The sequence below is a fragment of the Borborobacter arsenicus genome (assembly GCF_003934165.1).
Classification (GTDB): domain Bacteria; phylum Pseudomonadota; class Alphaproteobacteria; order Rhizobiales; family Rhizobiaceae; genus Pseudaminobacter; species Pseudaminobacter arsenicus.
This window is the reverse complement of record NZ_RKST01000007.1, coordinates 103,472-126,524: the sequence shown is the minus strand read 5'-3', so window position 1 is coordinate 126,524 and position 23,053 is coordinate 103,472. Positions and strand designations below refer to the sequence as shown.

The window sequence follows — 23,053 nt, the reverse complement described above, 5'->3', positions numbered from 1 at the left end:
CGGTCGCGAATAGCTGTCTACTCCGCGCAACAGGCTTTGCCGCAGCATTTTCCACCGCCTGGAGGTGATTCCACCTCGCTGGGTCCGTCCCCGGCTGCCTGCGGGTTTTCTCCCCTCGGGAGGTGCCGCTCCATGCCGGCGAACAGGCCGGTATGGCCAAGCGGCTGAGCGACGGCCAGCCCCGCGAGCAATGCTGCCGTCAGATCAGATTTTCAAGCATTCACCAGTCACGATGCGAAGCTTAGCTGCACCTTGATCGACCGACCGCGATCACCAGCCACCTGGAAGGCTGCCAGCGCTTCATCAAGATCGTGGGTAGAACTGATGATCGGGCGCACATCGATCCGGCGCTGGTCAATCAGCCTTACGGCCTGCGCATATTCGCCGGTAAAGCGATGCGTACCAACGAAAGCGATCTCCTTGCCGACGACAAGGTTCAGCGGCACCGGCACATCTCCTGCCACACCCACCGCGACCACCGTTCCCTGCGGACGCGTCGCCATCACCGCCGACTTCACCGCAGGTGAGGCCGCGGAACATTCAAAGGCGATGTCGAAATGGCCCTTGCCTTCGTTATATGCCTCAAGCCGCTCCGGCCGCGTGCGCACATTGATGGTTTCGGTGGCCCCCATCATGCGCGCCACTTCCAGCGGCAGATCCTGAAGGTCGGTGACCACGATAGAGGCTGCTCCGGCATGGCGCAGCGCCGCAACGGTAAGCGCACCGATGGGGCCGGCGCCGGTCACCAGCACCGACTTGCCGGCTATGTTGCCGGCGCTCGCGCCTGCGCGGTTCAGTGCATGAAGGCAGACTGCGAGCGGCTCGGCGCAGGCAACTTCTGCTAGCGTGACATCGGGATTGTCGATGCGCACGCATTGATAGGCATCCACCACCATCAGGTCGCGGAACCCGCCCTGCTCGTGCGGGAAACGCAGTGCCGAACCGAAAAACCGCATCGACAGGCAATGCTGCTGCAGCCCTTCAAGGCAGTAGCGGCAGCTGTTGCAGGGCCGGCTGGGATTGACCGCCATGCGATCACCAACCGCAATCCCCTCGACGCCGGGCCCGATCGCCTTCACCGTTCCGGCAACCTCATGACCAAGGATGATCGGTTCCCTGACCCGGATGGGGCCGAAGCCTCCGTCCTGGTAATAATGCAGGTCGGACCCACAGATGCCGCCGGCACCCATGGCGACGAGCACCTGGCCTGGGCCCGGTTCCGCGACTTCGGCTTCCTCGATCCGAATATCGCCTTGGGCGTAGAGTCTGCAGACGCGCGTTTTCATAGCCTATTCTCCCATCAGCGTGTTCGGCAGCCAGGTCGCGAAGAACGGGACATACGACACCAGCAGCAAAACGACGATGTTGGAGATCAGGAACGGAACGATCGCCTTGACCACGGGCATCAGCGGGATGCGCGCGATGTTGCAGGCGACGAACAGGCACACGCCCACCGGCGGCGTCGTCAGGCCGATCATCAGGTTCAGCACGGCGAATGTCGCAAAATGCAACGGATCGATACCGACGCTGGTAGCCAGCGTGAGCAGCGGCACGAACAGGATGATCAGGGCCGCTATCGTCTCCATGAACATGCCGACGATCAGCAGTAGGATATTGATCAGGATGATGACGACATATTTGTTGTCGGTGATCGACAGCACGGCACTTGCGATCATCTGCGGGATGCGCTCGGCGGCGAGGATCGAGCCGAAGACATTGGCAAAACCGACCAGTGCGAGGATGCCGGCAGACGAGATCGCGCTGTCGATCAGTATCTTCGGAATGGCCGACAGCGGCAGTTCACGATAGACGAAGGCGCCGACGACGAAAGCGTAGATGCTTGCCACAATGGCGGTTTCCGTCGGCGTGGCGATGCCCGTCAGCAGCCCGCCGATGATCAGTGCGGTCATGGCGAGCGCCCAGAAGGCGCTGAAGAAGGCAACGAAGAGTTCACGGAACCCCTTCCACTCGTGGCGCGGATAGTTATTGCGCACGGCAAGGATGTAGCAGGTGATCGCCATGCCGACGCCCATCACAATGCCCGGCACCGCGCCTGCGAGGAACAGCTTGCCGACGGAAATCCCCGACAGCGCGCCGACGATGATCATCGGGACGCTGGGCGGGATCATCGGTCCCACGGTCGAGGAAGCGGCCGTAATGGCGGCTGAAAAGGCAGGCGGATAGCCAGACTTGACCATGCCGGGGATCATCACGCCGCCGGTTGCCGCCACGTCGGCCACGGCTGTGCCGGAGATACCGCCGAACATCATGGAGTCGGCGACGTTGGCCATCGCCAGCCCGCCGCGCATCCAGCCGACCAGCGCATTGGCCAGCCGGATGATGCGTTCGGTGATACCGCCGAAATTCATCAAATTGCCGGCGAGGATGAAGCCGGGAATGCACAGCAGGACGAAGACGTCCATGCCGGCATACATGCGCTGCGGGATGATGACCACCGGCATGCCCGCGGCCACGATGTAGGCCAGTGACGCGACACCAAGGCAGACCGCAACCGGCACGCCGAGCGCGAGCGTGCCGGCGAAGGTGGCGAGAAGCAGAAACAGTTCCATGGCGTTACAGCTCCTCGACGAATTGGGGACGCCCGTCATCCGTGCCGGCAAGCATGCCGATTACGCGGATGACAGCAAAGAAACAAAGGAGAACCGAAAGGAAGAGGACGCTGGCGTGGATATAGTCCATCGTCCAGCGCAGGCTGGGCGAGCGCTGGAACGCACCGATTGCGGTGAATTTCCAGGCGGGTAGGATCATGACCGCGCTGAGCACGGCGGTGAAGGCGGCGGCGAGCAGGCGCATCCACCATGACACGCGCTCCGAGACCGCCTCCTGGAGAAGGTCGACATTGACGAGTTCTCCCGTGACCAGCGACAGGCCGATCCCGAAAGCCGTCATGTAGAGAAGCAGGTAGCGCGACAGTTCCTCGGTCCAGACCGGCGAAGGCAGCCCGAAGGTGCGCGTGACAATCTGGATCGTCACCACCGCGATCAGCGCAAGAAATGTGATACCCACCGTCGTGCGGCACACCAGTGTCAGCAACCGGTTCAACACAGCCAAAGATTGCATCACATCCAAACCTTCTCCTGTGGCGACGGCGCGGGCATGGCCGCGCCGTCAGACCGCCTGTCGTTGCGACTAATTGTTGAAGAGACCTTCGACGATCGGCCGAATGCTCTCATCGACGCTGTTGATGACGGCGTCGCGGGCCTTATCGGCGAAGGCCTTCTGGTCGACCTCGACGAAGGTCATGCCCTTTGCCTCCAGGTCGGCGCGGATTGCATCCTCATCCTTGAGGAACTGCTCGCGCTCAAAAGCCTGCGCGCGGCGGGCAGCCTCCATCACATGGCCCTGATCTTCTTCCGAAAGCCGGTTCCAGACCTGCTCGGCAATGGTCAGGTAGATCCAGGAGCGGACATGCTGGGTGACATTCACATGCGTCTGCACTTCGTTGAACGAGGCCGACTGGATCAGCGCAAGCGGGTTTTCCTGGCCCGAAATGGTACCGTTCTGCAGCGAGGTGAAGACTTCCGAAAACGCCATCGGCGTCGGCTGCGCGCCAAGTGCGGTCCACACATCGACGAACAGCGGAACGTTCGGCACGCGCATGCGCATACGCTCCAGGTCTGCCGGCGTCTTGATTGCCTTGTTTGCAGTCAGATTACGCGGGCCACGGGCGAAATATGCGATCGGGCGCACCTGCGCGCGCTCGACGATCTGCGCCTCGATTTGCTTGCCGACCTCACCGCTGGCGAAGGCGTCCATGTCCTCAAGCGAGGAATAGCCATACGGGATAGCCAGCAGGGCGGCCATCGGCGCCCAGTTCTGCAGGCTCTCGCCGGTGATGGTCATCTCCACCGTGCCGAGCTGCATGCCGTTGATGAGGTCCATTTCGCGTCCGAGCGAATCGTTCGGGAACACTTCGACGGCGATGCGGCCATCGGTCAGAGCGGACAGTTCTTCGCCGAATTTGAGCGAGGCCTTGTGCCAGGAATTCTGCTCATTGGCGAGATGGCCAAGCTTCAGCGTCAATTCCTGTGCGAAGACGCTAGTAGACAGTGCGGTTGCAAGCGCGATGCCTGCCAAGATCGACTTGATACCCAATTTAGAAATCATGTGATGTCTCCCTGACTTATTGGTGGTGATTGTCGAAATGGAGCCGCTATCTTGCGGCGTTGAAGAGTTCCGGACGGGCCTTGGCCACTGCCGGCAGCGATTTCAGGATTTCGCGCAGATGCGCGCGCATGGCGCTTTCGGCGGCAGCCACATCGTTGCGGGTGATGGCCGTCGCGATCGCCTCATGCTGGCTGATGAGCAGCCGCACATGCGGCTTTTCAACGCTCAGGTAACGCACCCGGTCCATCTGAGCCTTCACGTCTTCCACCACGCGCCAGGCATAAGCCTTGCCCGCCATCTCCGCGAGCGTGCGGTGAAAGAGCTCGTCCAGCTTGACGAACCCGTCGGAATCATCGTCGGCGACGCGCTTCTGCTGCTCGATCTGCCGAAGCAGTTCAGTCCTTACCGCCTGATCGCTGCGCTCGGCGACGAGCTTGACGACGTCGGCCTCGATCGCCTCGCGAACGAACCGGGCATCCATGACCGCTTCCGTCGAAATGGGCGTGATCATGGTGCCGCGCTGCGGCCTGATCTGCACAAGTCCGGCTTCGGCCAGCTTGATGAACGCCTCGCGAACAGGCTGGCGCGAGACGTCGTAACTGCGCGCGATCTCGGTTTCGGAGATTACCTCGCCGGGCAGCAATTCCGTTCTCACGATCCGGTCGCGCAACAATCGGCACAGCTGCGGCGCAATCGCCGCCGAGGCATCAATCTTGTTGGCAGTCAGCGCCGTGTCCATCGTCGGGCGGGTCCTCCGTTGGGAGAAACTTATCCTCCATACTTCCATACTAGTCAACACTTGTGTATGAATTCGGACTTCACGGTGGCGACAGAGCGTGCAAGCTCATGTCGAAACGCCGCGCATCACGGGAGCAAGGCAGACAAATGAGACAGACTTGGCGTTGGTTCGGGCCGCACGACCTTACATCGGTCGACGACATGCGGCAGGCGGGCGTGGAGGGTGTGGTCAGCGCGCTGCATCACGTGGCGACCGGCGCGGTGTGGATGCCGGAAGAAATCGCCAAGCGGCGTGACGAAATCGGCCGGATGAAGGATGGCTCGCAATCGCATCTAACCTGGGAGGTCGTCGAGAGCCTGCCGGTTTCCGAAGACATCAAGAAGCAGAAGGGCGAGTGGCGCGAGCATATCGCCAACTACAAGACGAGCCTCCAGAACCTGGCCGCGCAAGGCCTTGAAACCATCTGCTACAACTTCATGCCGGTCCTGGACTGGACAAGAACCGACCTCGCCTTTCGCGTGCCGCATGGCGGCACCTGCATGCGTTTCGATCTCATCGACTTTGCCGCCTTCGACATCCACATTCTGGAACGCAAGGGCGCGGCGGAGGAGTTTGGCGCCGAGATCGCAGAACGGGCCGCAGCACGGTTTGCCGAGATGAGCGATGCGCGCAAATCCCAGCTCGCCGCCAATGTGACTGCCGGCCTGCCGGGCTCGACCGAAAGCATGTCCATCAGCGATGTGCGCCGGCATCTTGCCGAATATGACAGCATCGACCCGGAAAGATTGCGGGCGAATTTCATAGCCTTCCTTGAGGAAGTGACTCCGGTTGCCGAAAAGCTCGGCATGCGGCTGTGCTGCCATCCCGACGATCCGCCATTCCCGCTGCTGGGCCTGCCCCGCATCATGTCCACCGCTGACGACTATCGACGCATTCTCGATGCCGTCGACAGCCCGGCAAGCGGCATGACGCTGTGTTCCGGCTCGCTCGGCGCGCGCGCCGACAATGACCTGCCGGCCATCATGCGCGCGTTCGCGCCGCGCGTGCACTTCCTGCATCTGCGCAATGTGACCATCGAAACGCCGGGCACGCCCGCCTCTTTCCATGAGGCAGAGCATCTGGGCGGCGGCACCGACATGGTCGCCTTGATCGGCGAAATCCTCAAGGAAGAGGCCCGCCGCAAGGCCGCGGGCCGGGCCGACCACCAGATCCCGATGCGGCCGGACCATGGCCAGGACATCATCGACGACCTCGGGCGCAAGGGGCAGCCCGGCTATCCGACGATCGGACGGCTTAAAGGTCTTGCCGAACTGCGCGGCATCATGGCGGCGCTCTCCCACCCGGCTGTAAGCTTCAACTCATGACTCGGCTGTCGGCGACTTCACGGATCGGCCCGGCGGTGACCGCGCCGGGCTATGAGCCCCGGTCTCATGCGACGGGCATCGTCCATATCGGCGTCGGGGCGTTCCACAAGGCGCATCAGGCCGTCTACACCGATAGCGCGCTGGCCGCTGCCGGCGGCGATTGGCGCATCATTGGTGTCAGCCTGCGCAGTGCGGATGTCGCAGCCGCCCTCAACCCCCAGGAGGGGCGCTATATCCTCATCACACGCGACGAGGCCGGCGACAGCGCGCAGCTGATCAGCAGCATCGATCGCGTCCTTGTCGCCCCGGACGATCCGCAGGCCGTTATCGAAGCGATAGCCGACCCCGCCACGAAAATCGTGACGCTGACGGTGACGGAAAAGGGTTATGGCATCGACCGCGCAAGCGGCGGCCTGGACCGCAGCCACGCTGCCGTCGCACATGATCTCGCCAATCCCGAAAAGCCCGTCGGCGTCATCGGATTTCTCGTCGCGGGCCTCTCCGCACGCATGGAACGGGGCATCGGTGGCCTGACGATCCTGTGCTGCGACAATCTCCCGGAAAACGGGCATATCACGGCGCGCCTGGTTACCGAGTTTGCTGCGCAGATTGACGAGAAGCTCGCCACCTGGATTTCTGACGAAGTGCGCTTTCCAAGTTCGATGGTCGATCGCATCACGCCCGCCAGCACCGCCCGCACCTTCGAGGATGCACAGCGTCTGTCGGGCTATGCCGATGAGGCGGCGGTGGAAACGGAACCCTTCACCCAATGGGTGATCGAGGATAATTTCCGCGCAGAGCGGCCTGCCTGGGAAAGCGCCGGCGCGCTCTTTGTCGATGACGTGGCGCCCTATGAACAGATGAAGCTGCGCCTGCTCAACGGCACGCATTCGATGCTGGCCTATGCCGGTTACCTGGCCGGCCACGAGACGATCAGCGAGGCCGTGCGCGACACCGGCCTGCACGCCCTTGCCGAACGCCAGATGATCGCGGCCGCAACAACGCTGCCGCCGGTGCCGGGTATCGACCTCGACGCCTACCGCGCCCAGTTGCTGGCGCGTTTCTCGAACCGCGCCATCCGTCACCTGACCTATCAGATCGCGATGGACGGCACCGAAAAATTGCCGCAGCGCATTCTCGCGCCGCTTGCTGAAACGGTCAAGCTTGGCGGGGACGGCACGCCGTTCTGTTTCGCGATTGCCGCGTGGATGCGTTACTGCATGGGCGTTTCCGACAAGGGCGAAACCTACGCGCTGCGTGATCCGCGGGAACATCTGATCGCGCCGCGCGTCGAAGCGGCAGGCCGCGACCCCGCTTTGCTCTACGACGCGCTGTCCTCCCTGCCCGGCTTGTTCCCGCCGGCACTTGCAGGCAACGAGACCGTCCGCGCCTGCGTTGTCTCTCTTCTGGCTTCGTTGCTTGAAAACGGAATGGCCGGCGCGATCGCGCAGCAGAACTGACGGGGAGACGGTCGTGACAAAGAGGTTTTTGTCGATCGGCGAGGCCATGATCGAGATGTCGGCGGCAAGCGACAACTGGCGGATGGGCTATGCCGGCGACACCATGAATACGGCATGGTATGCGCGCGCGTTCCTCGATGCGTCCTGGTCCGTTTCCTATTTCACCGCGCTCGGCATCGACCGCTATTCGCAGGGCCTGAAGCGTTTTATCGCCGATGCCGGCATCGACACCGGCAGCATCGCCACGGTGGCGGATCGGCGGCCGGGCCTCTATTTCATCCACCAGGAGAACGGCGACCGGCAGTTCACCTATTGGCGCGACATGTCGGCGGCAAAGCTGCTTGCACGTGACGAAGCAGCCCTCCAAGCGGCGCTTGATGGCGCCGATGAAATCTATTTTTCAGGCATTACGCTGGCGATCCTCGACCAGTCGGACCGCGAGCGCTTCCTCACCGCCATTGGCCGCCGCCGCAGGCAAGGCGCAAGGATCAGCTTCGATCCCAATATCCGCCCTCGCCTCTGGAGTGGAAACGACGAAATCCGCGACTGGCTCACCCGAGCCGGCAGGGTCTGCGACATCGTGCTGCCGACCTTCGGCGACGAGCAGGCGCTGTTCGGTGACGAAGACGTGCACACGACGGCCGCGCGTTATGCCCGGCTTGGCGCACATGAGGTGGTCGTGAAGAACGGCCATGAACCGGCGCTTGTCCCTGCCGACGGAAACGCCGTGGAGGTGCCGGCGATCCGCGTCGAGACTGTCGTAGATGCGACCGGGGCCGGCGACAGTTTCAACGGTGCCTATCTGGCGGCGCGGCTCAATGGAGCCGCCGGGAGCGAAGCTGCAGCTCTCGCCCACCGCGTGGCGGCCATCTGCATCGGCCACCACGGCGCGCTTGCCCCGCGCGAAGCGCTTTTGAACGGCTAGGAAAAGGCGGTCATCAAGCCGCCAAATCCCGGTCAGGCGGAAGCGACGAGCCCGCCATTCCTTTCCAGGAATTCGATGATGACATCGAGCCCGTCACGGGTCTTCAGATTGGTGAAGACGAAGGGGCGCTCGCCGCGCATGCGCTTGGCGTCGCGGTCCATCACGTCCAGATTGGCGCCCACCAGCGGGGCAAGATCGGTCTTGTTGATGACCAGCAGGTCCGAGCGCGTGATCCCCGGCCCGCCCTTGCGCGGGATTTTCTCGCCGGCGGCGACGTCGATCACATAGATGGTGATGTCGGCCAGTTCCGGGCTGAAGGTGGCGGCAAGATTGTCACCGCCGGATTCAATCAGCACCATGTCGAGCTTGGGAAAGCGCTCGCGCATCTGCGCCACCGCGGCAAGGTTGATCGAGGCATCCTCGCGGATTGCGGTATGCGGGCAGCCACCGGTCTCCACCCCCATGATCCGCTCGGTCGGCAGCGCGCCGACGCGATTGAGGATTTCGGCATCCTCCTTGGTGTAGATGTCATTGGTGATGGCCGCGATGTCGTAGCGGTCGCGCATCGATTTGCAGAGCGCTTCCATCAAAGCTGTCTTGCCGGAGCCGACAGGGCCACCGATGCCGACGCGCAGAGGTCCGTGTTGTGTGTTCATGAGCGAAAGAGCCTCGTATATTGCAGTTCGTGACGCATGGATGCGATATCGGTAAGAATAGCGGCCGAGCCGACGTCATCCAGCCCGTCGGCGAGTGCCTGCCTGGAAACCTCGTCGACCACCGGTTCCAGCATGCTCGTTACCTTCAGCCCGTCGCTCTGTCCAAGCGGGATCAGCCGCACGCCAGCCGAAACGAGATTGGCGGCAAATGCCTGGAGGAAAGCCACCAGAAGGGCATCGAGCGGCAACTGGTGGGCGGCCCCCGCCACACCGACCGCCACCGGAGCGGCGATCTCGCGGGGGCTGGTTTGCCGGAAATGGTCGAGGAGCGGATGCGGCCATGCGGCGGTCACGGCCGCGCAAAAGGCCGTGCCCTGGCCGAGGCTTTCGATCCGGCGTTCCGCCGTCGGCTGCAGCGCGGCGGCCAGGGCTGCTATCTCCTGCAATTCGCTCCATTGCTGCGCCGCTGCCGCACGCCATGCAGCGCACAGGAGGATTGCATCGGAACGGCCCGAGCCATGCAGCAGCACCCCTTCGATCCAGCCCCTCAGCGAGGATACGTCCCGCACCTCTCCCGTTTCGACCAGCCATTCCAGCCCGTGGCTGTAGCTGAAGGCCCCGACCGGAAAAGACGGCGAGAACCAGGTCTGCAGCTTCGTCAGATCCGCGGTCGAAACTTCAAGCATTCCGCATGGAGAGGCGTTGGTATCAGCGTGGACATTCATCAGTGGTGGTCGTGATCGTGATCGTGATCGTGATCATGATCATGATCGTGGTGGTGGTGGTGATGCCCCCCGCCGTGTGAGAAGGCGCCGCCTTCGGGATCGAAGGGCGCGTCGATCTCTGCCGTTGTGCCGTTCAGGCCCTCGACCATGTCCTTGATGACGTGATCGTAGCGGATGCGCAGCCGGTCGCCCATCAATTGGGTCGGCAGATGTCGGTTGCCGAGATGCCAGGTGATGCGAACCAGCCCGGCCATGCCGACAGCGGTGATCTCGATCAGGCGTTCGGGCGCGGCCTTGACGCGCACCACCCTGCCGTCGCCCAGCGCCAGCCCGTCGCCGTCGCGCAGCGCGACCGCGCGCGGCAGGTCGAGCAGGAAGGACAAGCCCCCCTCACCCGTCATCATGTGGCGGCGGCGATGGCGTCCGTCGAAATCGAGCAGCACTTCATCGGCCGCATTTGCAACATCCCAGGTCCCGGATTGCCGGACTTCATTACAGGTAAGCATTACAAACCCTGACAGTTAAAACAGGAAATAGCGCTGCGCCATCGGCACCACGTCGAGCGGTTCGCAGGTCAGCAATTCGCCGTCCGCGCGCACCTCATAGGTTTCGGGATCGACCTCGATATGCGGCGTCGCCGAATTATGAACCAGGCTTGCCTTGCTGATGCCGCCGCGCGTGTTGGTGACGGGCAGCGTCTGCTTGGCGAGGCCGAGCTTCTTGCCGACTCCTGACGAATGTGCCGCGCCGCTCAGGAATGTTATCGCCGAATGGCTCACCGCCCGCCCGAACGCGCCGAACATCGGCCGGTAATGCACCGGCTGCGGGGTGGAAATCGAAGCGTTGGGATCGCCCATCAGCGCCATCACCACCGTTCCCATCTTCATCGTCAGGTCCGGCTTGATGCCGAAGAAGGCCGGCGACCACAGGACGAGATCGGCAAGCTTGCCCACCTCCACCGAGCCGATATGCTGCGACAACCCATGCGCGATTGCCGGGTTAATGGTGAATTTGGCGATGTAGCGCTTGACTCGGAAATTGTCGTTGTCGCCGGTTTCCTCCTTCAGCCGGCCGCGCTGGACCCGCATCTTGTGCGCGGTCTGGAAGCTGCGCAGGATCACCTCGCCGACGCGGCCCATGGCCTGGCTGTCCGACGACATGACCGAGATGGCGCCGATGTCGTGGAGGATGTCCTCGGCGGCGATCGTTTCCAGCCGGATGCGGCTTTCAGCAAAGGCCAGGTCTTCGGGAATGTTGGGGTCGAGGTGATGCGCGGTCATCACCATATCGAGATGCTCATCCACCGTGTTGCGGGTGAATGGCATGGTCGGGTTGGTCGATGACGGCAGCACATGCGACAAGCCGGCCAGCTTGATGATGTCGGGCGCGTGGCCGCCGCCTGCACCTTCGGTGTGGAAGGCGTGGATCGTGCGCCCCTTCATCGCGGCAATCGTCGATTCAACGAAACCGGATTCGTTGAGCGAATCGCTGTGCAGCATCACCTGCACGTCATAGTCTTCGGCGACCGAAAGGCAGCAGTCGATTGCCGCCGGCGTCGCGCCCCAGTCCTCGTGCACCTTGAGGCAGCCGGCGCCCGCCTCGATCTGCTCGGCCAGCGCGCGCGGGCTGGACGAACTGCCCTTGCCGGAGATGACGAAATTCATCGGGAAGGCGTCGAGCGCCTGCATGATGCGCCCGATATGCCACGGCCCCGGCGTGCAGTTGGTGGCCATCGAGCCGGCAGCGGGTCCCGTGCCGCCGCCGACCATGGTGGTGGTGCCGGCGGCAAGCGCCTCATCGATTTGCTGCGGGCTGATATAGTGGACATGGGTGTCAATCGCGCCGGCAGTGACGATCTTGCCTTCGCCGGCCACGATCTCCGTGCCCGCGCCGATGATGATGTCGACGCCCGGCTGCACATCTGGATTTCCTGCCTTTCCGATGCCGGCGATGCGCCCGTCTTTAATGCCTATATCGGCCTTCACGATGCCCCAGTGGTCGATGATCAAGGCGTTTGTGATGACGGTATCGACCGCGCCTTCGGCGCGGGTCGCCTGCCCCTGCCCCATGCCGTCGCGTGTCACCTTGCCGCCGCCGAACTTCACCTCCTCGCCATAGGTGGTGAAGTCGCGCTCGACCTCAACGAGCAGTTCAGTGTCGGCAAGGCGCACCCGATCGCCGGTCGTCGGCCCGAACATGTCGGCATAGGCGGCGCGGGAAATGCGAAAAGCCATGCGTATCTCCTTCGATGATCAGTCCAGCGCGCCCATAACCTTTGCGCCGAAGCCATAGGCCTTGCGCGCACCCCTGAAGGGAACGAGCGTCACTTCGCGCTCCTGTCCGGGCTCGAAGCGGACGGCGGAGCCGGCCGGAATGTCGAGCCGCAGACCGTGCGCCCGGCTGCGATCGAAGTCCAGCGCCGCATTCGCCTCGGCGAAATGGTAGTGCGAACCGACCTGGACCGGGCGGTCGCCGCGGTTGGCGACGATGAGCGTCACCGTCGGTGAGCCTTCGTTGAGCTGGATGTCGCCAGGTCCGGTCAGGACCTCTCCGGGGATCATGCCATCCCTCCAAAGATGAACAGGCCGCTGCCGGCGATCAGCACGCCCAGGGCACGGGCGAGCAGGCGCTGCTGGCCGAGCACGCCACCCACCGCCAGGCCGCCTGCATGCAAAAGCACGGTGGCAGCGGTGAAGCCGAGGCCGAACAGGAGCGCAGAACCGGTGAGTTCAGCGCCATGCGCCTGCCCGTGGAACAGTCCGAACAGGGCTACGACAGCCATCGACGGCGCAAGCGGCAGCCGCGCGGCCGTGGCGATCATCATACCCAATACGACGACAGAAGCCGCGATGCCGGGCTCGATTGCTGGCAGCACCATACCGTTCATACCGAAAACAAAGCCGGCGATCATGGCCGACACGAATGCGGCGGGAACCAGCCAGAAGGCACGCCCGCCGAGGAGGGCGGCCCACAGGCCGACCGCTACCATGGCAAGGATATGATCTGCGCCCGAGAGCGGGTGCAGGAAGCCGAAAAGCACACCCGCCTCGCCATGCCCGGGGTGCGCAAGGGCCGGCACAGTCATGGCGACAAGAGCGGCGGCAGTCAGGAAAGGACGCTGTTTCATGGGACCTCCGGTCTATCAGCGGATTGGATGATGAATGGTGACGAGCTTGACGCCGTCGGGAAAGGTTGCCTCGACCTGGACGTTGGGGATCATCTCGCCCACGCCGTCCATGACCTGGGCGCGCGAAAGCACATGCGCGCCGGCTTCCATGAGTTCGACAACCGTGCGCCCGTCGCGCGCGCCTTCGACGACGAAATCGCTGATGAGGGCCACGGCCTCGGGATGGTTGAGCTTGACGCCGCGTTCGAGGCGCCGGCGGGCAACCATCGCCGCCATGGCAATCAAGAGCTTGTCCTTCTCGCGTGGTGTCAGTTGCATATTTTTTTCCTCAACAGGTCCATAGTCGCGGAAGCAAACGCGGATATCGCAAGATTGCAAGAGCCGGAATCATCGCGCTTCTGAGCAACATTCCGCTTGGTGCTGTAATCCGGGCCACCAGCACATCGCCAACGATGCTGGCGCCCGCCGCCGCCGCCTCGACAGCGGCGAAGCCTGTACGCATCGCGTCGCGCTTTGCTTCCAGATCCTTGCCGACATGGACCAGGGTGGCCATGGCGGCACGGCCGCCCAGCGTGGCGGCATTGCCCACTGTCGCAGCGAAGGCCTCGGCGATGCGCGTTGCGTCGGCAAAGATCAATCCCCCGTCGCGCCGAATCGTCCAGAAATCGGCAAAGAACCCGCTTTCCACGGCTTCGCCCATGGCGGCACGGCCAAACAGGATGGATTCGGCAATCGTCGCCTCGGCACTGCCGTGCAGTTCCACTTCGAAGCGCCGCCGCAGGCGGCTCTTGTCAAACAGGATGGTTTCCTGAGGCAGCCAGTCGAGCCGACCGCCTTCGAGGACGGTCAGGCGCTGCTCCATTACTACATCGTCTTGAAGCGACCGATAGATGCGCTCGGAGCCGGGCGTGGTCACCGTCGCGCTGGCATTCGCGCCAACCGTGACGTCGATCGACACCTTGTCGCCACCGGTCAGCCCGCCCGCAGTGTTGATGACAACGACTTCCGCGCCTTCGCCGCAAGGCGAGCGCGGCAGGCGCAGTTTCAGGCACCCATCCTGGAAAAGGGTCCGTACCCCCGTCGCACCATTGCCCTGCCGGTCAAGACAAATTCTGGCCTGCCCATGCGACCGTTGCAGCTTTGCGACCGCATCGCTTTTTCGGAGAACCGCACCCAATCTTCTGAACCCTGACTCGAACGCAAACCAGACAATAACGCGCCCCAACCACGCCCGCTATCCGATGGTGAGTTCTCATCGTCAGCAAGCGGGTTCAAAGATTTTTAGCGCATCAAATAACGGCGCCACGGTGCCTCATCTCGGCGCCACATTCAAGGCGCTGCCGAGCTTGCTCCGTGGATAAGGAGCCCATCTTTTCAATGCGCCGCGCCTATTCCGATTCCTGCGTATGCGCCTCGAGAAACCACAGGGATTTATCGAGCGCCTGCGAATAGGCCGTGAATATATCCGCGGTTCCCATGTCGCCCGCCTCTTCGGCCTCGGCAATGGCCTCGCGCGCCTTCGTAGCGGCAAGCGCATAGCAATCGATCAGCGCCGCCAGATGATCCTTGGTCTTGAAGATATCCGTCGGATATGGCTTCAGCGGCGTCCTTTCGGCGACAATTTGAGTGGTGCCAAGAGCGGTGCCACCCAGTTGCACCGCACGTTCGGCAATGGTGTCGACATGCATGTCGAGATCGGCCCGGAATCTATCGAGCATTTCATGGACAGCGATGAATTGCGGACCCTTGACGTTCCAGTGGGCCTGCTTGGCGACCAGGGAAAGGTCGATGGCATCGGCCAGACGGGTATTCAGCAGTTCGATGGACATGTTTCTTGCGTTTTGGTTGAGATCATTTCGCGTGCTATGAACTATCAACAGCCACTCCTTATGCGTAAGTTTAGAATACATTATAGATGTGGACATTTTATTTTATTTTTCAATATTTTATTTCTGTAATTTCGATTTGTAGGTCAACATCATTTGAGACGCTACCAGATTCATCTTCCCTGCAAGCAATCCAACCTCATTCATAACCAGGAAATTCAACCCCGCGCCTTGAGCCGCCGTCGCTCTCCCCTACAAGCCGACATTTCGTTTGACATTCGTTCTGTTTTCGAAATAATTCCGAAAAGGTTTCGAATAGCAATAATTGCTGCGTTGCGAAATCGAGGGAGGCCTTTCTTGGACGCATCCCCGATCCATGACATCATCGTCATAGGCGGCGGTATCAATGGCTGCGGCATCGCGCGCGATGCGGCAGGGCGCGGCTTTTCCGTATTGCTTGCAGAGATGGACGATCTTGCCAGCGGCACGTCCTCCGGCTCGACCAAGCTGATCCATGGCGGCCTGCGCTATCTCGAATTCTACGAATTCAGGCTGGTGCGCGAAGCGCTGATGGAGCGCGAGGTCTTGTGGCGCAACGCGCCGCACATCATCTGGCCGATGCGCTTCGTGTTGCCGCATGCCGAGGGGCTGCGTCCGGCTTGGCTGCTGCGGCTCGGCCTGTTTCTTTACGACCATATCGGCGGCCGCAAGCTTCTGCCGCCGACAAAAACACTGGATATGCGCAGCGATTCTGCAGGAAAGCCGCTGAAGCCATTATTTTCAAAGGCCTTCGAATATTCAGACGGCTGGGTCAACGATGCTCGCCTCGTCGTTTTGAATGCCCGCGACGCCGCCGACCGCGGCGCCATCATCCGCACGCGGACCAAGGTGGTTTCTGCCCGGCGCGCCGATGGGCTCTGGACGGTGGTTCTGCATGACCTGAATGCCGACCGCCGCGAAGAGGTCAAGGCAAGGCTTCTGGTCAACGCTGCCGGGCCATGGGTCGACCACGTTCTTTCCGAAGTGGTCGGCCAGAACGCCGTGCACAATGTGCGGCTGGTGCAAGGCAGCCATATCGTCGTGCCGAAGAAATTCGACGATCCGCGCGCCTATTTCTTCCAGAACAAGGATGGGCGCATCATCTTCGCCATTCCTTACGAGGAGGAGTTCACGCTGATCGGCACGACGGACCAGGATTATCCGGGCGATCCGCATGAGGTGAAGATCAGCGAGGCGGAGATCGACTATCTGTGCGCAGCAGCAAGCGAGTATTTCGCCGAACCGGTCATACGTGCCGACATCGTATGGACCTATTCGGCGGTGCGGCCGCTTTACGACGATGGCGCTTCGAAGGCCCAGGAGGCGACTCGCGACTATGTGCTGAAAGCGGATGGCGGGCACAACGGCGATGCGCCGCTCCTCAACGCCTTCGGCGGCAAGATCACGACCTATCGCCGCCTTTCCGAGGCGATGCTGGAAAAGATCGAGGGCTTTCTGGGCAAGCGTGGCAAGCCGTGGACGACGACTGCGCCGTTGCCGGGCGGCGATTTTGCGGCAACCGGGTTCGAGGCCGAAGTGGCGAAGCTGAAGAAGGCCTATCCGTTTCTCGATGCCCGACATGCCAGGCGCCTTACGCGCCTTTACGGCACACGGGCGCATTCCCTGCTCGGTCTTGCCAAATCCAATGCCGATCTCGGCCGGAATTTCGGCGTGGACCTCTACGAGGCGGAAGTGCGCTATCTTGCCGCCAATGAATGGGCGCTGACGGCGCAGGACATCCTGTGGCGCAGGACAAAGCGCGGCCTGCGCCTTTCGCCGGAACAGATTTCGGCGCTTGATGAATTCATGCGAGGCCTGGGCAGCCGGCATTCGGCGGCAGCGGAATAGCGCGGGAGAGGCTCGGATGCTGGAACTGAGAAATGTGTCGAAGGTCGTGGGGGCAGATACCCACATCGCGGATGTCTCACTGACCCTTCACCACGGTTCGCTCAATGTGCTGCTCGGGCCGACGCTGTCGGGCAAGACCAGCCTCATGCGCCTGATGGCCGGTCTCGACGCGCCCACCAGCGGCTCCGTCTGGTTCGACGGCAAGGACGTCACCGGCCTGCCCGTCCAGAAGCGCAACGTCGCCATGGTCTACCAGCAATTCATCAATTATCCGGCCATGACCGTTTATGAGAATATTGCATCGCCGCTGCGGGTTGCCGGTATCGACAAGGCCAGGATCGACAGCGAGGTGCGCAAGGCAGCCGAACTGCTAAAGCTCACGCCCTATCTCGACCGCATGCCACTCAACCTTTCGGGCGGCCAGCAGCAGCGCACCGCGCTTGCCCGCGCCATCGTCAAGAACGCCAGCCTGGTGCTGCTCGACGAACCGCTTGCCAATCTCGACTACAAGCTGCGCGAGGAGCTTCGCGAAGAGCTGCCGAAGATATTCGCCAAGGCCGGCACCATCTTCGTCTATGCCACGACCGAGCCGCATGAGGCGCTTCTTCTCGGCGGCAACACGGCAACCCTGTCGCAAGGGCGGGTCACGCAGTTCGGGCCAACCATCGAGGTTTTCCGGAAGCCGGTGGACCTGGTGACGGCCAGGACCTTCGCCGATCCGCCGCTAAACACGATCGTGCTTGCCAAGAACGGCAACCACTTCCTGCTAGATGGTGGGGTCAACCTCCCGGTGCCGGTTGGCCTCGCCGGCATTGCCGATGGCAATTACACCATCGGCTTTCAACCCCACCATCTTTCTCTCGAACGGCTTGGTGCGGCCGCCGTCCCGGTGCGCGCCAAGGTGTCGGTCACCGAGATCACCGGATCGGAAAGCTTCGTCCATCTCGATTTCGCCGATGTCCGCTGGGTCATGCTTGCCCACGGCATACGGCAGTTCGCACCCGACGACGAGGTCGAGGTCTTCATCGACCCGCGTCACATCATGGTGTTCGACGACAGTGGACGTGCGGTGGCCGTGCCGCAGTTGGCAGCATAGGGGCGAGCGATGGCACGTATCGACGTCAACCACATCCGCCATTCCTATCTGGCCGAACCGCGCAAGGACAGCGACTTTGCCCTGAAGGAAGTGCACCACACTTTCGAGGATGGCGGCGCCTACGCGCTGCTGGGGCCTTCCGGTTGCGGCAAGACCACCTTGCTCAACATCATCTCCGGCCTGCTCAAGCCCTCGCATGGGCAGTTGCTGTTCAACGGCCGCGACGTGACCGGTCTCTCGACGCAGGAACGCAACATTGCGCAGGTGTTCCAATTTCCGGTCATCTACGACACGATGACGGTCTACGACAATCTCGCCTTCCCGTTGCGCAATCGCGGCGTGCCGGAGGCGGAGGTCGAGCGCAAGGTGCGCGAAACACTCGACATGATCGACCTTTCCGATTGGGCGAAGCGCAAGGCCAGGAGGCTCACGGCCGACCAGAAGCAGAAGATTTCGCTCGGGCGCGGCCTGGTGCGTTCTGACGTCAATGCCATCCTTTTCGACGAGCCGCTCACCGTTATCGATCCGCATATGAAGTGGATGCTGCGCTCGCAGCTCAAGCAACTCCATCGCCGCTATGGCTACACCATGGTCTATGTGACTCACGATCAGACCGAAGCGCTGACCTTCGCCGAGCATGTGGTGGTCATGTATGACGGCGAGATCGTCCAGATCGGCTCGCCGGCCGAACTGTTCGAAAGGCCGCGCCACACTTTCGTCGGCTATTTCATCGGCTCGCCTGGCATGAATGTCGTGCCGGTGTCGATCGAAGGCAAAACCGCCCGCCTCGGCTCGCAGTCCATCGAACTGCCGGGCGCGCCCAAGGCGGCAGGCGACAATATCCAGCTTGGCATTCGCCCCGAATATGTCCACGTTGGTTCCCAAGGCATGCCTGTCACGGTGACCAAGGTCGAGGATGTAGGGCGCCACAAGATCGTCCGGGCAACGCTGGAAGGCCGCGATATCGCAGCCGTGATGAGCGAGGACGATCAGGTGCCGGCCGAGCCGAAAGTCCGGTTCGAGCCAGCCGGCATCAATATCTACGCCGACTCCTGGCGCATCGAGATGGGAGGCTGACGTGGAAAGAACCTGGAACAACAAAGCCTGGTTTCTCGTGCTTCCAGTGCTCGTCCTGGTAGCCTTCTCGGCGGTCATCCCGCTGATGACGGTGGTGAACTATTCGGTGCAGGACACCTTCGGCAACAACCAGTTCTTCTGGGCCGGCACCGAATGGTTCGAGGAACTGCTCGCCTCCGATCGCTTCTGGCAGGCGATGGGCCGCAACATGGCCTTTTCCTTCATCATCCTGGCGATCGAAGTGCCGCTCGGCATCTTCATTGCGCTCAACATGCCCAAGAAGGGCTGGGGCGTGCCGGTCTGCCTGGTGCTGATGGCCTTGCCTCTGCTCATTCCGTGGAATGTCGTCGGCACCATCTGGCAGGTGTTCGGGCGCAACGACATCGGCCTTCTCGGCTACACCGTCAACGCGCTGGGCTTCGACTATAATTATGTCCAGGACCCGTTTGATGCCTGGGTCACGGTCATCGTCATGGATGTCTGGCACTGGACGAGCCTGGTCGTGCTGCTCTGCTATGCCGGGCTGGTCTCGATCCCCGACGCCTTCTACCAGGCCGCCAAGATCGACGGCGCGTCGCGCTGGTCGGTGTTCCGCTATATCCAGTTGCCGAAGATGCAGCGCGTCCTGCTGATCGCCGTGCTGCTGCGCTTCATGGACTCGTTCATGATCTATACCGAGCCCTTCGTCGTCACCGGCGGCGGACCTGGCAATTCCACCACCTTCCTGTCCATCGATCTCGTCAAGATGGCGCTCGGCCAGTTCGATCTCGGCCCGGCAGCGGCGATGTCGCTGGTCTATTTCCTCATCATCCTCCTGTTGTCATGGGTGTTCTACACCGTGATGACCAATTATGACGCGGAGCGCTGACATGAGTGGCGCCAATGAGAGAATTGGAGAGAGCCAGGTGGAAGCGCCGGTCGCTGCAGGCAAACAGGCCGGTGCGTCCCAAGACGCCATTGCCCGCCTGATGCACAGACGCGGCGAGGAATCGAAATGGTGGTGGGTCGTACCGGCCCTCTACATCGTCTTCCTGATGCTGCCGATCTACTGGCTCATCAATATGAGCTTCAAGACCAACACCGAGATCGTCTCTACGCTCACGCTCTACCCGCACGAGCCGACGCTCAGGAACTACCGCATCATCTTCACCGATGCCGCCTGGTATTCGGGTTACATCAACTCGATTACCTATGTGCTTATCAACACAGTGATTTCAATCGCGGTAGCTCTGCCGGCGGCCTATGCCTTCTCGCGCTATCGTTTCCTTGGCGACAAGCACCTGTTCTTCTGGCTGCTCACCAACCGCATGGCGCCGCCGGCCGTCTTCGCGCTGCCGTTTTTCCAGCTCTACTCGGCCTTCGGGCTCATCGACACCCATATTGCGGTCGCGCTTGCTCATTGTCTGTTCAACGTGCCGCTCGCCGTATGGATATTGGAGGGCTTCATGTCGGGCGTGCCTAAGGAGATTGACGAGACCGCCTATATCGACGGCTATTCGTTCCCACGGTTCTTCGTGAAGATATTCATGCCGATGATCGCAAGCGGGATCGGCGTGGCAGCCTTCTTCTGCTTCATGTTCTCCTGGGTCGAACTGCTGATTGCCCGTACCTTGACGACGACCGACGCCAAGCCGATCGCCGCCGTGATGACACGCACCGTGTCGGCCTCCGGCATGGATTGGGGACTTTTGGCCGCTGCCGGCGTGCTCACACTGATCCCCGGCGCGCTCGTCATCTGGTTCGTGCGCAACTACATTGCCAAGGGCTTTGCCCTGGGGAGAGTGTGATGAGGGGTCGCCACTGGCAAACCGCACTCGCACTTGTGGTGCTCGTCTTCCTGCTGGCCGCGGGACTGCTGGTATCCATCGTCCCGATAAAGGACGGCGCACGCGACTGGTTCGCGCCACTGGTTGCAGGCGGCTGGATGGCCTGGACCTTCCCCACGGCCGCCTTCTTCCTGACGATCTTTGCGCTGCTGTCGCTGATGGCCGTCTGGGAATACGCCTCGCCGGGCGGCAATCCGCGTATCGGGCTGTTGCGCTTCGAGACGACGCGCGGCGACCGCCTTTTCATTTCGCTGCTTGGCAGCGCCTTTATCCATCTCGCTTGGCTGGGCCTGGTCGGCGCCAGCCTGTGGTGGGCTCTCGCTCTCTCCGTAGTCTACGCGATAGGAGTGTTTCGCTACGTATAGAGGGGGAAATCGTTGGAGCGGCCGCGTGCCGGTGACCGCTCCGATCGCACATGCAACCTTACTGGAGGAAACCAATGCGACGGCAGCTTTTAACATCCACGACTGCCCTTGTCCTCCTGCTTGGCGCAGGCAATGCCTATGCCGGCATGGACGAGGCGAAAGCCTTTCTGGACAAGGAGATAGGCGACGTTTCGAGCCTGGACAGAGCAGGCCAGGAAGCCGAAATGCAATGGTTCATCGATGCGGCCAAGCCTTTCCAGGGCATGGAAATCAAGGTCGTCTCGGAAACCATCACCACCCACTCCTATGAATCGGAAGTGCTGGCTCCCGCCTTCTCGGCCATCACCGGCATCAAGGTCACTCATGACCTGATCCAGGAAGGCGACGTGGTGGAGAAGATCCAGACCCAGATGCAGACGGGTCAGAACCTCTATGACGCCTGGGTGAACGATTCCGATCTGATCGGCACGCATTGGCGTTACCAGCAGGTGCGTAACCTCACCGACTTCATGGCCAATGAAGGCAAGGACGTCACCAACCCGAACCTCGACCTGGCCGACTTCATCGGCACGTCCTTCACCACCGCGCCGGACAAGAAGCTCTACCAGCTTCCCGACCAGCAATTCGCAAACCTCTATTGGTTCCGCTACGACTGGTTCAACGACGAAAAGAACAAGGCCGATTTCAAGGAAAAATACGGCTACGACCTCGGTGTCCCGGTCAACTGGTCAGCCTATGAGGATATCGCCGAGTTCTTCACCGGCCGCGAGATCGACGGCAAGAAGGTCTATGGCCACATGGACTACGGCAAGAAGGACCCCTCGCTCGGCTGGCGCTTCACCGACGCCTGGCTTTCCATGGCCGGCAATGGCGACAAGGGCATCCCGAACGGCCTGCCCGTCGATGAATGGGGCATCAAGGTCGACGAGAATTCGCGCCCCGTTGGCTCCTGCGTGGCGCGCGGCGGCGATACCAACGGCCCGGCTGCTGTCTACTCGATCCAGAAATATCTCGACTGGCTGAAGGCCTATGCACCGGCCTCCGCGCAGGGCATGACCTTCTCCGAATCGGGTCCGGTTCCGGCCCAGGGCGAGATCGCCCAGCAGATCTTCTGGTACACCGCCTTCACCGCCGACATGGTCAAGGACGGCCTGCCGGTGGTGAACGAGGATGGTTCGCCCAAGTGGCGCATGGCTCCCTCGCCGCATGGCGTCTACTGGAAGGACGGCATGAAGCTCGGCTACCAGGACGTGGGGTCGTGGACGCTGATGAAGTCCACGCCTGACGACCGCGCCAAGGCCGCCTGGCTCTATGCGCAGTTCGTGACCTCCAAGACGGTGGACGTGAAGAAGGCCCATGTCGGCCTCACCTTCATCCGCGAGAGCACGATCCATCACCAGAGCTTCACCGACCGCGCGCCGAAGCTCGGCGGCCTGATCGAGTTCTATCGGTCCCCGGCCCGCGTGCAGTGGTCGCCGACGGGCACCAACGTTCCGGACTATCCGAAGCTGGCACAGCTGTGGTGGCAGGCGATCGGTGACGCTTCCTCAGGTGCCAAGACCGCACAGGAAGCAATGGACTCGCTCTGCGCCGAGCAGGAAAAGGTGATGGAACGCCTCGAGCGTGCCGGCATCCAGGGCGATATCGGTCCGAAGCTCGCCGAGGAACACGATCTTGAATACTGGAACAAGGATGCCGTTTCCAAGGGCAACCTGGCTCCGCAGCTCAAGATCGAAAACGAGAAGGAGAAGCCGATCACCGTCAACTATGACGAACTGGTCAAGAGTTGGCAGAAATAGGCTAGCGCGGGTGGCTTTGCCCAAGTCATGAAAGAAGGGGGAGACGGCGTTGC

24 protein-coding genes are annotated in these 23,053 nt (G+C 62.1%); 10 read left to right on the top strand and 14 right to left on the bottom strand.

The annotated features are described in order from the left end of the window. Positions 1 to 227 precede the first annotated feature (227 nt). The 5 genes from EET67_RS12850 to EET67_RS12830 form a co-directional block, all read right to left on the bottom strand. A complete protein-coding gene (locus EET67_RS12850; protein WP_128626579.1) occupies positions 228 to 1,286 on the bottom strand; it encodes an L-idonate 5-dehydrogenase in 1,059 nt (352 codons plus the stop codon). Between the two features lie 3 nt (positions 1,287 to 1,289). Beyond that, positions 1,290 to 2,570: a TRAP transporter large permease gene (locus EET67_RS12845; RefSeq protein ID WP_128626578.1), complete on the bottom strand. Its 1,281-nt coding sequence runs from the start codon at positions 2,568 to 2,570 to the stop codon at positions 1,290 to 1,292. 4 nt (positions 2,571 to 2,574) lie between these two features. After that, a complete protein-coding gene (locus EET67_RS12840) occupies positions 2,575 to 3,081 on the bottom strand; it encodes a TRAP transporter small permease (RefSeq protein WP_128626695.1) in 507 nt (168 codons plus the stop codon). Positions 3,082 to 3,150: 69 nt separating this feature from the next. Next, complete coding sequence (locus EET67_RS12835) at positions 3,151 to 4,128, bottom strand: TRAP transporter substrate-binding protein (protein WP_128626577.1); 978 nt, start codon at positions 4,126 to 4,128, stop codon at positions 3,151 to 3,153. A gap of 46 nt (positions 4,129 to 4,174) precedes the next feature. After that, positions 4,175 to 4,867 (bottom strand): GntR family transcriptional regulator, encoded by a 693-nt coding sequence (locus tag EET67_RS12830; protein WP_128626576.1) that lies wholly within the window; start codon positions 4,865 to 4,867, stop codon positions 4,175 to 4,177. A gap of 146 nt (positions 4,868 to 5,013) precedes the next feature. Here EET67_RS12830 and uxuA point away from each other — a divergent pair, with 146 nt between their 5' ends. From uxuA to EET67_RS12815, 3 genes are read left to right on the top strand one after another with little or no spacing between them, the layout of a single operon-like run. Then, positions 5,014 to 6,231, top strand: coding sequence for a mannonate dehydratase (gene uxuA / locus EET67_RS12825; protein WP_128626575.1), 1,218 nt, complete (start codon positions 5,014 to 5,016; stop codon positions 6,229 to 6,231). Next, positions 6,228 to 7,691, top strand: a complete 1,464-nt coding sequence (locus tag EET67_RS12820; protein WP_128626574.1) for a mannitol dehydrogenase family protein — start codon at positions 6,228 to 6,230, stop codon at positions 7,689 to 7,691. The genes uxuA and EET67_RS12820 overlap by 4 nt, the downstream gene beginning before the upstream one ends. 13 nt (positions 7,692 to 7,704) lie before the next feature. Further along, positions 7,705 to 8,616 (top strand): sugar kinase, encoded by a 912-nt coding sequence (locus EET67_RS12815; RefSeq protein WP_128626573.1) that lies wholly within the window; start codon positions 7,705 to 7,707, stop codon positions 8,614 to 8,616. Between the two features lie 32 nt (positions 8,617 to 8,648). Here the strand turns inward: EET67_RS12815 and ureG are convergent, their stop codons facing one another. From ureG to dps, 9 genes are all read right to left on the bottom strand, one after another. Continuing rightward, entirely contained in the window at positions 8,649 to 9,272 is a 624-nt protein-coding gene (gene ureG, locus EET67_RS12810) for an urease accessory protein UreG (RefSeq protein WP_128626572.1), read from the bottom strand. Further along, positions 9,269 to 9,958, bottom strand: coding sequence for an urease accessory protein UreF (locus EET67_RS12805; RefSeq protein ID WP_128626571.1), 690 nt, complete (start codon positions 9,956 to 9,958; stop codon positions 9,269 to 9,271). Before EET67_RS12805 ends, ureG begins: the two co-directional genes overlap by 4 nt. A 38-nt stretch (positions 9,959 to 9,996) precedes the next feature. Beyond that, positions 9,997 to 10,503: an urease accessory protein UreE gene (locus EET67_RS12800; protein ID WP_128626570.1), complete on the bottom strand. Its 507-nt coding sequence runs from the start codon at positions 10,501 to 10,503 to the stop codon at positions 9,997 to 9,999. Positions 10,504 to 10,518: 15 nt separating this feature from the next. Further along, positions 10,519 to 12,231 (bottom strand): urease subunit alpha, encoded by a 1,713-nt coding sequence (gene ureC / locus EET67_RS12795; RefSeq protein ID WP_128626569.1) that lies wholly within the window; start codon positions 12,229 to 12,231, stop codon positions 10,519 to 10,521. Positions 12,232 to 12,249: 18 nt separating this feature from the next. Next, entirely contained in the window at positions 12,250 to 12,558 is a 309-nt protein-coding gene (locus EET67_RS12790; protein ID WP_128626568.1) for an urease subunit beta, read from the bottom strand. Continuing rightward, entirely contained in the window at positions 12,555 to 13,124 is a 570-nt protein-coding gene (locus EET67_RS12785) for a HupE/UreJ family protein (RefSeq protein ID WP_128626567.1), read from the bottom strand. Before EET67_RS12785 ends, EET67_RS12790 begins: the two co-directional genes overlap by 4 nt. A gap of 15 nt (positions 13,125 to 13,139) precedes the next feature. Then, positions 13,140 to 13,442 carry an urease subunit gamma gene (locus EET67_RS12780; RefSeq protein ID WP_128626566.1) on the bottom strand — a complete coding sequence of 101 codons (303 nt, stop codon included), beginning with the start codon at positions 13,440 to 13,442 and terminating at the stop codon, positions 13,140 to 13,142. Positions 13,443 to 13,452: 10 nt separating this feature from the next. Then, complete coding sequence (locus EET67_RS12775) at positions 13,453 to 14,301, bottom strand: urease accessory protein UreD (RefSeq protein WP_165899892.1); 849 nt, start codon at positions 14,299 to 14,301, stop codon at positions 13,453 to 13,455. Positions 14,302 to 14,512: 211 nt separating this feature from the next. Then, positions 14,513 to 15,034 (bottom strand): DNA starvation/stationary phase protection protein Dps, encoded by a 522-nt coding sequence (dps, locus tag EET67_RS12770; protein WP_128626564.1) that lies wholly within the window; start codon positions 15,032 to 15,034, stop codon positions 14,513 to 14,515. Positions 15,035 to 15,307: 273 nt separating this feature from the next. Between dps and glpD the strand changes: the two genes are divergently transcribed. The 7 genes from glpD (at position 15,308) to EET67_RS12735 (ending at position 23,000) form a co-directional block, all read left to right on the top strand. Next, positions 15,308 to 16,837 (top strand): glycerol-3-phosphate dehydrogenase, encoded by a 1,530-nt coding sequence (glpD, locus tag EET67_RS12765; protein WP_128626563.1) that lies wholly within the window; start codon positions 15,308 to 15,310, stop codon positions 16,835 to 16,837. Positions 16,838 to 16,853: 16 nt separating this feature from the next. Beyond that, a complete protein-coding gene (locus EET67_RS12760) occupies positions 16,854 to 17,933 on the top strand; it encodes an ABC transporter ATP-binding protein (RefSeq protein WP_128626562.1) in 1,080 nt (359 codons plus the stop codon). Between the two features lie 9 nt (positions 17,934 to 17,942). After that, positions 17,943 to 19,010 (top strand): ABC transporter ATP-binding protein, encoded by a 1,068-nt coding sequence (locus EET67_RS12755; RefSeq protein WP_128626561.1) that lies wholly within the window; start codon positions 17,943 to 17,945, stop codon positions 19,008 to 19,010. Between the two features lies 1 nt (position 19,011). Next, complete coding sequence (locus EET67_RS12750) at positions 19,012 to 19,878, top strand: carbohydrate ABC transporter permease (protein WP_128626560.1); 867 nt, start codon at positions 19,012 to 19,014, stop codon at positions 19,876 to 19,878. Positions 19,879 to 19,978: 100 nt separating this feature from the next. Then, positions 19,979 to 20,797: a carbohydrate ABC transporter permease gene (locus tag EET67_RS12745; protein ID WP_245450910.1), complete on the top strand. Its 819-nt coding sequence runs from the start codon at positions 19,979 to 19,981 to the stop codon at positions 20,795 to 20,797. Next, on the top strand, positions 20,797 to 21,201 hold the full coding sequence (locus tag EET67_RS12740) for a DUF2160 domain-containing protein (protein ID WP_128626558.1): 405 nt from the start codon (positions 20,797 to 20,799) through the stop codon (positions 21,199 to 21,201). Before EET67_RS12745 ends, EET67_RS12740 begins: the two co-directional genes overlap by 1 nt. Before the next feature lie 74 nt (positions 21,202 to 21,275). After that, positions 21,276 to 23,000, top strand: a complete 1,725-nt coding sequence (locus EET67_RS12735) for an ABC transporter substrate-binding protein (protein WP_128626557.1) — start codon at positions 21,276 to 21,278, stop codon at positions 22,998 to 23,000. The last annotated feature ends 53 nt before the right edge of the window (positions 23,001 to 23,053 follow it).

Coding starts and splice junctions, on each gene's coding strand:
- EET67_RS12850 (WP_128626579.1), bottom strand. CDS start 1,286: ATGAAAACGCGCGTCTGCAGACTCTACGCCCAAGGCGATATTCGGATC.
- EET67_RS12845 (WP_128626578.1), bottom strand. CDS start 2,570: ATGGAACTGTTTCTGCTTCTCGCCACCTTCGCCGGCACGCTCGCGCTC.
- EET67_RS12840 (WP_128626695.1), bottom strand. CDS start 3,081: ATGCAATCTTTGGCTGTGTTGAACCGGTTGCTGACACTGGTGTGCCGC.
- EET67_RS12835 (WP_128626577.1), bottom strand. CDS start 4,128: ATGATTTCTAAATTGGGTATCAAGTCGATCTTGGCAGGCATCGCGCTT.
- EET67_RS12830 (WP_128626576.1), bottom strand. CDS start 4,867: ATGGACACGGCGCTGACTGCCAACAAGATTGATGCCTCGGCGGCGATT.
- uxuA (WP_128626575.1), top strand. CDS start 5,014: ATGAGACAGACTTGGCGTTGGTTCGGGCCGCACGACCTTACATCGGTC.
- EET67_RS12820 (WP_128626574.1), top strand. CDS start 6,228: ATGACTCGGCTGTCGGCGACTTCACGGATCGGCCCGGCGGTGACCGCG.
- ureG (WP_128626572.1), bottom strand. CDS start 9,272: ATGAACACACAACACGGACCTCTGCGCGTCGGCATCGGTGGCCCTGTC.
- EET67_RS12805 (WP_128626571.1), bottom strand. CDS start 9,958: ATGCTTGAAGTTTCGACCGCGGATCTGACGAAGCTGCAGACCTGGTTC.
- EET67_RS12800 (WP_128626570.1), bottom strand. CDS start 10,503: ATGCTTACCTGTAATGAAGTCCGGCAATCCGGGACCTGGGATGTTGCA.
- ureC (WP_128626569.1), bottom strand. CDS start 12,231: ATGGCTTTTCGCATTTCCCGCGCCGCCTATGCCGACATGTTCGGGCCG.
- EET67_RS12790 (WP_128626568.1), bottom strand. CDS start 12,558: ATGATCCCCGGAGAGGTCCTGACCGGACCTGGCGACATCCAGCTCAAC.
- EET67_RS12785 (WP_128626567.1), bottom strand. CDS start 13,124: ATGAAACAGCGTCCTTTCCTGACTGCCGCCGCTCTTGTCGCCATGACT.
- EET67_RS12780 (WP_128626566.1), bottom strand. CDS start 13,442: ATGCAACTGACACCACGCGAGAAGGACAAGCTCTTGATTGCCATGGCG.
- dps (WP_128626564.1), bottom strand. CDS start 15,034: ATGTATTCTAAACTTACGCATAAGGAGTGGCTGTTGATAGTTCATAGC.
- EET67_RS12760 (WP_128626562.1), top strand. CDS start 16,854: ATGCTGGAACTGAGAAATGTGTCGAAGGTCGTGGGGGCAGATACCCAC.
- EET67_RS12755 (WP_128626561.1), top strand. CDS start 17,943: ATGGCACGTATCGACGTCAACCACATCCGCCATTCCTATCTGGCCGAA.
- EET67_RS12745 (WP_245450910.1), top strand. CDS start 19,979: ATGCACAGACGCGGCGAGGAATCGAAATGGTGGTGGGTCGTACCGGCC.
- EET67_RS12740 (WP_128626558.1), top strand. CDS start 20,797: ATGAGGGGTCGCCACTGGCAAACCGCACTCGCACTTGTGGTGCTCGTC.
- EET67_RS12735 (WP_128626557.1), top strand. CDS start 21,276: ATGCGACGGCAGCTTTTAACATCCACGACTGCCCTTGTCCTCCTGCTT.